Raw genomic sequence first — 1,658 nt, forward strand, 5'->3', positions numbered from 1 at the left:
TTTTTGATCTCCTTTGACTCCATTAATTGAATAGCTCACTTCAATGTTTGCATTTAATGAGTGATATACCGAACAGTACGTATCTTTCGATAATTTAATAGCACGGACTACTTTATCTTCTGGCAGTTCCCCTTCTAGTAAATAATGGATATGATAATCGGTAAATCGTTTTGGATGATTTTCTGCCCGTGATCCTTCTATTTCTATTTGAAAAGTAATTGGTTCAAATCGCATTTTTTTCAAAATCATTACAATATCAATTCCTGTGCAACCGGCTAAGGAATGTAACAGTAACTCTGTGGGTCTCGCTCCACTATTTTGTCCTCCTACTTCTTTGGCAGCATCCATTTTTATTACATGTCCTGACGGAGTAGATCCAGAAAAAGCCATTTCTCCTGTCCATTTAATTATTGTCTTCAATTATTTCAACCCTTCCTTGGTGTTTTCCTGTCCTTTAATAAAACGTTCGTAGAGCTATTTAATAAAATTTCAGGTCAATTAAGTTTTTATTAGTACATAACCTACCGACTATTTTTTGTGTTGAGTCTTAGAGTACCTTAAGGACTATTCCAATTCGTATTTTACATAGTTAACATGTGAATGCCCTTGAGAGATTGTTTGACCTATATATTATGTAATATAGCTAGAAATTATTTAACCAAATTTTCACTGCTATTCTGTAATTAAGAAGGATACTATGATTTGCAGGATTTTTTTATCTTTTAACTGTCATTGCAACAAGCACTACGTCTTGAGCTTTTCACGACTGATACCTATCTTCAATTTATTAAGAATAGTCTCTCTGCAGGGGAAATCTTTTCATGCAAAAAAGGAGTAAGGAAAACTCCCTACTCCTTTTTAAATTTAGGATGTTAATTAACTATTTCACGTTTTTTTCTAAGCCAAAACAGTAATGGACTAAACCATTCTTTTTAAAAATTTAAGATAAAGGTTGATCACATTTAACATTCCAGCCTGGATTTCCGACTAATAATAGAACCTATTTTGAAAAAATATTGAACTGGTAATTAAAAAGTAGAAGCTAAATCTTTTGCTCTTGTAATAGCATTTTCTTTAATTTCTTGTGCTTTATCAGGCATTGCAGCATGTCCTTCAACGAATAATCCTTCAAATGAAGGAACTCCGAAGAATTGCATCATGATATTTAGATATCGGTGTCCCATTTCCATTTCAGCTGCTGGTCCTTCGGAATAAATACCACCACGAGCTTGAATATGCAATGCTTTCTTGTCAGTTAAAAGGCCAACTGGACCTTTGTCGGTGTATTTAAATGTTTTTCCTGCAACAGAAACAGAATCAATATATGCTTTTAATACTGGTGGGAATGAAAAATTCCATAATGGTGTTACAAATATATATTTATCGGCAACAATGAATTGCTCACATAATTCTGAGAGTCGACCAACTTTAGTTTTCTCTTCCGACGAAAGTTCTTCAAATCCCTTTCCAGATTGAAGTTTTCCCCAACCACTGAAAACATCCACATCAATTTCAGGAATATTTTCTTTATAAAGGTCAATATTCACAATTTCATGGCTAGGATTTACTTCTTTATAAGTTTCAATAAATTTTTTTCCAACGGCCATACTGTAAGATTGAGTTTCATCATTCGGATGAGCTGTGATGTATAATACCAC

Annotated in this window: 2 protein-coding genes; both read right to left on the reverse strand. The window is 33.4% G+C overall.

The features are described 5' to 3' along the window. Window positions 1–420: OsmC family protein (locus tag AC1DUW_RS27960; protein ID WP_477644070.1), on the reverse strand; the 420-nt coding region annotated here is incomplete at its 3' end. A gap of 608 nt (window positions 421–1,028) precedes the next feature. Further along, the gene (locus AC1DUW_RS27965; protein ID WP_477644071.1) at window positions 1,029–1,658 is read right to left on the reverse strand and encodes an FMN-dependent NADH-azoreductase; all 630 of its coding nucleotides are present in this window, start codon (window positions 1,656–1,658) and stop codon (window positions 1,029–1,031) included.

It is taken from the genome of Peribacillus sp. P4_C12 (assembly GCF_056402095.1).